The 7265-nt window shown below is 64.3% G+C and carries 6 protein-coding genes; 5 read left to right on the forward strand and 1 reads right to left on the reverse strand.

The window, feature by feature from the left end; all coding sequences use genetic code 11:
- Together thiC and KBY66_RS07065 are read left to right on the forward strand one after the other, a co-directional pair.
- Nucleotides 1–1371 (forward strand): phosphomethylpyrimidine synthase ThiC, encoded by a 1371-nt coding sequence (gene thiC / locus KBY66_RS07060; protein ID WP_255088576.1) that lies wholly within the window; start codon nt 1–3, stop codon nt 1369–1371.
- Nucleotides 1372–1831: 460 nt separating this feature from the next.
- Entirely contained in the window at nt 1832–2446 is a 615-nt protein-coding gene (locus KBY66_RS07065) for a TMEM175 family protein (RefSeq protein WP_255088577.1), read from the forward strand.
- 2 nt (nt 2447–2448) lie between these two features.
- On the opposite strand, the gene KBY66_RS07070 is transcribed toward KBY66_RS07065, so the two are convergent.
- Complete coding sequence (locus KBY66_RS07070; protein WP_255088578.1) at nt 2449–3336, reverse strand: MOSC domain-containing protein; 888 nt, start codon at nt 3334–3336, stop codon at nt 2449–2451.
- A 564-nt stretch (nt 3337–3900) separates the two neighbouring features.
- On the opposite strand from KBY66_RS07070, the gene KBY66_RS07075 reads away from it, so the two are divergent.
- The 3 genes from KBY66_RS07075 to KBY66_RS07085 are packed head-to-tail and all read left to right on the forward strand — an operon-like array spanning nt 3901 to nt 7138.
- Nucleotides 3901–4491: a succinate dehydrogenase cytochrome b subunit gene (locus KBY66_RS07075; protein WP_255088579.1), complete on the forward strand. Its 591-nt coding sequence runs from the start codon at nt 3901–3903 to the stop codon at nt 4489–4491.
- Complete coding sequence (locus KBY66_RS07080) at nt 4488–6404, forward strand: fumarate reductase/succinate dehydrogenase flavoprotein subunit (RefSeq protein ID WP_255088580.1); 1917 nt, start codon at nt 4488–4490, stop codon at nt 6402–6404. The genes KBY66_RS07075 and KBY66_RS07080 overlap by 4 nt, the downstream gene beginning before the upstream one ends.
- A complete protein-coding gene (locus tag KBY66_RS07085; RefSeq protein WP_255088582.1) occupies nt 6401–7138 on the forward strand; it encodes a succinate dehydrogenase/fumarate reductase iron-sulfur subunit in 738 nt (245 codons plus the stop codon). The genes KBY66_RS07080 and KBY66_RS07085 overlap by 4 nt, the downstream gene beginning before the upstream one ends.
- The last annotated feature ends 127 nt before the right edge of the window (nt 7139–7265 follow it).

A 7265-nucleotide genomic window follows, 5' to 3' on the forward strand; every position in this document is an offset into this window, starting at 1 on the left:
ATGCGCAGCGCCTGGATTGAGAAGCGTCGCGGCGACGCCAACGTGTCCCAGATGCATTACGCCCGCCAGGGTGTGGTCACCGAGGAGATGGCCTTCGTGGCAAGGCGCGAGAACCTGCCGGAATCGCTGGTGCGTGAGGAGGTGGCCCGGGGCCGCATGATCATCCCCGCCAACATCAACCATCCGGGCCTGGAGGCGATGGCGATCGGCATCGCCTCGCGGTGCAAGGTGAACGCCAACATCGGCGCCTCCCCCAATGCGTCCGATCTCAACGAGGAGGTGGCCAAGCTCAAGCTGGCGGTGAAGTACGGCGCCGACACGGTGATGGATCTCTCCACCGGCGGCGTGAACCTGGATGAGGTACGCACCGCGATCATCAACGCCTCCACGGTGCCGATCGGCACGGTGCCGGTGTATCAGGCGCTCGAGAGCGTGCACGGCTCGATCGAAAAGCTCGATGCCGACGACTTCCTGCACATCATCGAGAAGCACTGCCAGCAGGGCGTCGATTACCAGACGATTCATGCGGGGTTGCTGATCGAGCACCTGCCCCTGGTGAAGGGGCGGCTCACCGGCATCGTGAGCCGGGGCGGCGGCATCCTGGCCCAGTGGATGCTGTATCACCACAAGCAGAACCCGCTGTTCACCCGTTTCGATGACATCATCGAGATCTTCAAGCGCTACGACTGCAGCTTCTCGCTCGGCGATTCGCTGCGCCCCGGCTGCCAGCACGATGCCTCCGATGCCGCCCAGCTGGCCGAGCTGAAAACCCTGGGCCAGCTCACCCGCCGCGCCTGGGAGCACGACATCCAGGTGATGGTGGAAGGTCCGGGCCATGTGCCGATGGATCAGATCGAGTTCAACGTCAAAAAGCAGATGGAGGAGTGCAGCGAAGCGCCCTTCTATGTGCTCGGCCCGCTGGTGACCGATATCGCCCCCGGCTACGACCACATCACCAGTGCCATCGGTGCCGCCATGGCCGGGTGGTACGGCACGGCGATGCTCTGCTACGTGACCCCCAAGGAACACCTGGGCCTGCCCAATGCCGAAGATGTGCGTGAGGGCCTGATCGCCTACAAGATCGCCGCCCACGCCGCCGACATCGCCCGCCACCGCCCGGGGGCCCGCGATCGCGACGACGAACTCAGCCGCGCCCGTTACGCCTTCGACTGGAACCGCCAGTTCGAGCTGAGCCTGGATCCAGAGCGCGCCCGGGAGTACCACGACGAAACCCTGCCGGCCGACATCTACAAGCAGGCCGAGTTCTGCTCGATGTGCGGGCCGAAGCACTGCCCGATGCAGACCAAGATCACCGATGAGGACCTGGCGGGATTAGAGGAGGTCCTGAAGGCCCAGCAGGTGATCGCCTGACTGGGCCTGCCCCCCACCGCACCTGCAGCCTGGTGGCCGAGAGCTTCGTGGCAGGGGTGATCTTAGGCGGTTCGCTCTTTCTTCCTGGCCAGCCGGGATCGGGGGATCCCGTTGCATCGGATCCCCATAGATCAGGTCGATCTCCACGACCTGGGTGATCGGCTCGACGTGCTGTTGGGCTCATCCCCATAGGACCGGGAGGCATCGCAGGATGTGGAGCGGACGGACTGACCACCAGGCGAAGGTGAACAGATTCATGCAGTCGTAGATCGCCAGGTCCATCAGGAAAGAACGTAGGAACGAAGCCTTCGCTGGACCGTCCTGCATGTCCTGCCCTCAGCCCTGATCAGCAGGATCTCGATCCCTCGGGGAGGGATCGACGGGTGTCTGTTCATCAAGACGGCCAGCGAGTCCCCCGAACCGGACGATCGACCCCGCCAGGCGTCCGAGACCCTGCTCGATGCCGCTCTTGCCGTTTCGCCATAGCCTTGCCGCCATGAACAAGACCCGACTCGAAGCCTTCAGCGATGGCGTTCTGGCCATCGTGATCACGATCATGGTGCTGGAGCTGCAGTTGCCGGAGGAGAGCGGGATCAAGACCCTGATTCCCCTGATTCCCGTGTTTCTCAGTTATGTGCTGAGCTTCATCTACATCGGCATCTACTGGAACAACCACCACCACATGCTGCACACCCTGGAACGGGTAACGGGGCCGATCCTGTGGGCCAATCTGCACCTTCTGTTCTGGTTGTCGCTGGTTCCCTTCGCCACGGGATGGCTTGGCCGGAACCACTTCGGCTCGGCTCCCGTGGCGCTCTACGGAATCATCCTGCTGCTGGCGGGGGTGGCCTATTTCATCCTGCAGAATTGCATCATCGCCTCGCAGGGTCCAGATTCGGTGCTGCGCCGAGCGGTGGGCACCGACTGGAAAGGAAAAGCCTCGCTCGTGCTCTACAGCGGGGCGGTGATCTCCGCGCTGGTGGCCCCCTGGCTCGCGCTGCTGATCTATGCCCTGGTGGCGCTCATCTGGCTGGTGCCTGATCGCCGCATCGAGCGGGTGCTCGAGAAGGGGTGAACTCAATCCAGGAGGGTGACCAGATCCCCCACCGCCACGGCACCGGGCCGCAACACCGACAGCAGGATTCCGGCCACCACCTTGTTGTGACGGGCCGTGGCCCGCAGGATGTCCAGGTCCTGCGGCAGGGAGCCCTGGGCCAGGGTGGTGACCACACAGCGGGGGCAGCCCTGCTCGACCTTCAGCTCCACGCTGGCGCCCAGGCGTAGGCGGCGACCGATCCAGCCCTCCTCCACGAAGCCTTCGGCCCCGCCATTGGGGGCGATCAGCAGGTTTGGACGGAACCGTTCCACGGCAAAATCCTGCTGGGGCTCCAGCTTGCGCAGTCGGTCCAGGCTGGCGGTGCTGATGGCGTGGATCGGGGAGGAGTCGCAGAAGGTGCCCCCCGGCAGCACCAGTTCGTTCACCACGTCCTGAAAGGCCCGCTGCTCAACAGCCGGCCAATACTGATCGAGGCTGGCCCCTTCAGGGACCTGATCCAGCAGGCTGACCTTGCGCCCCAACCGGCTGGAAAGACGCTCGGCCATCTTGGGGTCGGAGCTAAGCAGGTCATCGCCTGCCCCTCCCGCATCGGAGTCCGCGGCCACTCGCGGAAAACCTGCCTCCCCGAAGCCTACCGGCGTGATCGCCACTGGCGCGGGCGGAGCCTCGGATTCCGGTTCTGCCAGGAAGCGGGCGCGGTAGCCAAGCAGCTCCTTCCACAGACGGGGGTTCTTGGCGCTTGCCACCCGAGAGGTGGCATGGTCCCACAGGGCCCATGCGCGGTCGCCGCAGACCCCGCGACTGTCGACCGAGAGCCGCTCAAGCGCCTCCCCAAGCATCGACTTCACGGGGTAGCGCCACAGCGCCGCCACCTCTCCCACCACCTGACACGCAAGCTCAGCCGTCATTCCATCGCCGACCTGGGGCCGGTGCCTCAACGCCCATACAAGCCTCGCCACCGCCGCCGCGAGGTTCAGGGCAGACCGTCGACAAGTGTTCGCCCTGGCGATCGGAGTGGTGGAAACCGCCTGCGGTAAGGCACTTTCCCAAAAAGGGGGGTCTCAAGTTCGCTACAGCTCACACCATATGCAGCTCTTGTCATTCAGGGCACGCATACCGTCACGTTGGGTGGCTCTTGTTGAAGAGGATCTCAATACCCCCATGCTCAGAGGGCTGATAAACACTCGAACCAGCATTTCATCGGGATTCCTCGTTTTCCGAAAGAAGTAGCAAGCCAATGGCATACACTACATGTGGCTCCTTCGGCCACGCCAGGCTTCTCCTCCACCCTCAAGCAGGAAGCTGGATCTTGATGAAGACCGGGAACTCCTTGCTATCCCCGCAGCACCTACCTCTACGGATCCCTGAATCAGTGTCCACGGAATCGGAGAAACCCTAAAATTACCGGGGTTTGGCTCGAGTCTTTGCAAAGGGCAGATTGGACACGGATCGTCGCTGCATGGTCAGGGTTGATGCTGGTGCTGTTCCTGCTGGTGCACCTGGGTGGGGTGGCCATGGCGGTGATGGCCCCCATCCAGTTCGAGGCCTATGCCGCTCACTTGCACAAAGCCACTTGGCTGCCCCTTGGGGAGGTGAGCTTGCTTCTAGTGGCCCTGACCCACACCGGGCTGACCCTGTCGAAGGTTTGGCTGAACAGGCAAGCCGGCAACTCTGCAACCCTCAGAAGCCGCCGCGGTGATCCCTTGGCTGCCTGGGCGGCACGCTCCCAGGCCATCTGCGGCGTCCTGCTGCTCAGTTTTCTGGTGATGCATCTGGCGCAGCTGCGCTGGCCCCGACCCCCCGCCGGGGAAGAGCTGGCCACCCTGCAGGCCGTGCTGAGTCATCCGACCATGCTGATCCTGTATGGGGCTGGAGCGATGGCCGCCGGTCTGCACCTCTTCCATGGCGGCGAGGCTGCCCAACGCAGCCTGGGCCTGCTGACCCCAGCCAATGCCTGGACCATCCGGAGGCTGGGCCGCAGCTTGGCCGTGCTGATCGGTGGTGGTTTTGCGGTTGTGACCCTGTTGCTCGGCGCCCCGGCCATGCTCGATGTCCGACCATGAGCAGACTTCCCGATCCCTGCCTGCCTGCCGGACCCCTGGCCGATGCCTGGCGGCGGTCCCGTGAAGCGCTGCCCCTGATCAGTCCCTCGCGCAAACGGGGTTTGGAGGTGCTTGTTGTGGGAACTGGCCTGGCCGGCGCTTCTGCGGCGTCAACCCTTGCCGAGCAGGGGTACCGGGTGAAGGTACTCACGTTCCACGACAGCCCTCGCCGGGCCCACTCCGTGGCCGCCCAGGGAGGCATCAACGCGGCGCGCCCCCTGGCGATGGATGGGGACAGCGTTAGCCGCCTTTTCGCTGACACGCTGAGGGGCGGCGACTTCCGCGCCAGGGAGGCCGGCTGCCAGCGCCTGGCTGAGATCAGCACCGACATCATTGACCAGTGCGTGGCCCAGGGGGTACCTTTCGCCCGCGAGTACGGTGGCACCCTGGCTACCCGCAGCTTTGGCGGAGCGCTTGTAAGCCGCACGTTCTACGCCCGCGGCCAGACAGGCCAGCAGTTGCTTTACGGCGCCTACCAGGCCCTGATGCGCCAGGTGGCCACAGGCCGCGTAGAACTCCTGCCCCGCCGGGACCTGCTGGAGCTGGTCATGATCGACGGTGTCGCCCGCGGGGTGGTGTGTCGCCATCTGCTCAGCGGCGCCCTGGAAGTGCACATCGCCCAGGCCGTTGTGCTGGCTACCGGGGGCTACAGCAATGTCTATTTCCTCTCCACCAACGGACTAAAATCCAATGCTAGTGCGATCTGGAGGGCCTATCGCCAGGGTGCTCTTTTCGCCAATCCCTGCTTCACCCAGATCCACCCCACCTGCATCCCCAGCGGCGATGCCTACCAGAGCAAGCTCACCCTTATGAGTGAGAGCCTGCGCAACGACGGGCGGATTTGGGTGCCTCAACGAACGGGAGATCGGCGGGCACCGGCAGAAATTCCTGAGGAAGAGCGGGATTACTTCCTGGAGCGCCAGTATCCGGCCTACGGCAATATGGTGCCTCGCGATGTGGCATCCCGCCGTTCCCGGCAGCTCTGCAACGCGGGCCAAGGCATAGGACCCGGGGGCCGCTCGGTTTACCTGGATCTGCGCGATGCGATCACCGATCAAGGGGAGGAGGTGATCACTGCCCGCTATGGCAATCTTCTGGAGATGTACGAGCGAATCACTGGCGACGATGCCTACAGAACTCCCATGCGCATTTACCCCGCCCCCCACTACACGATGGGGGGGCTCTGGGTGGACTACAACCTGATGAGTTCCATACCAGGGTTGTTCGTGTTGGGAGAGGCGAACTTCTCCGAGCACGGAGCCAACCGCCTGGGTGCCAGCGCCCTGATGCAGGGGCTGGCCGATGGCTATTTCATTGCCCCCGCTACGGTCACCGCTTGGTTGGCCGGCCACCCCACGCCTGCGTTGGAGCAAGACCATCCGGCCTGCCGGGAGGCCCTTGCCCTGGCCCAGAACCGCATCGATGGCCTGCTTCAGATCAGTGGACAGACTCCGGTGGATGTCTTCCATCGGGAGCTGGGGGGAGTGATGATCGAGCGCTGCGGTATTAGCCGCATGGCCGAGGGGCTGCGGGCCGGTTTGGTCGAAGTGAGGGCGCTGGAGCAGCGCTTCCATTCAGAGGTACGGGTGCCCGGCGGCGCAGAGGGCCCCAATCCAGAGTTGGAAAAGGCCCTGCGGGTGGCGGATTTCTTTGGACTGGCCCAGCTGATGCTGGCCGATGCCTTGGCCCGGGAGGAATCCTGCGGAGCCCACTTCCGCGAGGAGCACCAGACACCACAAGGGGAAGCGCGGCGGGATGACGCACGGTTTACTCACATCGCCGCCTGGGAATACCGCGATGACGAGGATCCCATCCGCCACGTCGAGCCTTTGAGCTTCACGGCACTGCAGCCCAGCACCCGCAGTTACAGATGAGCCACACTCTCTCCCTGAAACTGCGCATCTGGCGCCAGCACGCACCCGAGAGCACGGGAGCCTTCCGGGACTACCAGCTGGTGGATGTGTCGGGGGATCTGTCGCTGCTGGAGGCCCTCGATCAGCTCAACGATCAGCTCATCGCCAAGGGGGAGCGACCGGTGCATTTCGAGCATGACTGCCGGGAGGGAATCTGCGGCAGCTGCGGCTTCCTGGTGAACGGCCAGGCACACGGACCCCGGCAGGCTTCCACAGTCTGCCAGCTTTATCTGCGCCAGTTCCGCTCCAACAGCACCCTCTGCCTGGAACCCTGGCGAGCTAACGCCTTTCCGCTGATTCAGGACTTGGTTGTGGACCGCTCGGCATTTGATCGCCTGATCATGGCCGGGGGGTACTGCTCGATCAACACCGGCCAGGCGAGCGATGGGAATGCCCTGCTCGTGGGCCGGGAGCAGGCCAGTTCCGCCTTTGAAACCGCCACCTGCATCGGCTGCGGCGCCTGCGTGGCCAGTTGCCGAAATGCCTCAGCCAGCCTGTTCGTGGCGGCCAAGCTGGCCCACCTCGGCCAGTTGCCCCAGGGCCAGCCGGAGCGAGCACACCGGGCCAGGGCGATGCAGGAGCAGATGGAGGCGGAGGGCTTCGGCAGCTGCAGCAGCAACTTGGAATGTGAAGCGGTATGCCCAAAACAGATCTCGGCCGACTGGATCAGCTGGATGAACCGGGAGCGCCGCTAAGGAGACTCTGGAAAACCCCACCACCCTGCGCGAGAATGGCCGTGTGATCGCAGGCGTGAACAGGGTTCATGGGCATCAAGCAGCTCGGCTTTGGTGATTACGAGCAGTCCACGGCCAAAAAGCGGAC

Origin of the sequence: Synechococcus sp. Tobar12-5m-g, from assembly GCF_024345415.1 — a bacterium.
Classification (GTDB): domain Bacteria; phylum Cyanobacteriota; class Cyanobacteriia; order PCC-6307; family Cyanobiaceae; genus Regnicoccus.